We start from the raw sequence: 277 nt of genomic DNA on the forward strand, positions 1-277 counted from the left end.
CTCGATGATGAAGCCGTGACTGACATTTCTTCTTCTTCCATTAAACAACGCTTTGGCAAGGCAGTGCGGCGGCGGCGGCGCGAGTTGGAGTTGTCTCAGGAGTATTTGGCGGAGTTGGCGGGCCTGCATCGTACCTATGTGTCCAATTTAGAGCGCGGCATGATTAATCCCACTTTAGAGAATGTGGAGCGCTTGGCTAAGGCGTTGGATATTACTATGGCGCGGTTGTTTGTTGAGTATGGGGTGGAGGAACAGGAGGATTAATGATTAGTCAATT

Annotated in this window: 1 protein-coding gene; it reads left to right on the forward strand. The window is 50.2% G+C overall.

Annotated features, from left to right (window positions below; genetic code table 11):
* On the forward strand, window positions 1-264 hold a 264-nt coding region (locus tag R0J92_RS22670), incomplete at its 5' end, for a helix-turn-helix domain-containing protein (protein WP_411053319.1).
* Between the last annotated feature and the right edge of the window lie 13 nt (window positions 265-277).

The sequence above is a fragment of the Tritonibacter sp. SIMBA_163 genome, assembly GCF_046535935.1.
GTDB classification, from domain to species: domain Bacteria; phylum Pseudomonadota; class Alphaproteobacteria; order Rhodobacterales; family Rhodobacteraceae; genus Epibacterium; species Epibacterium scottomollicae.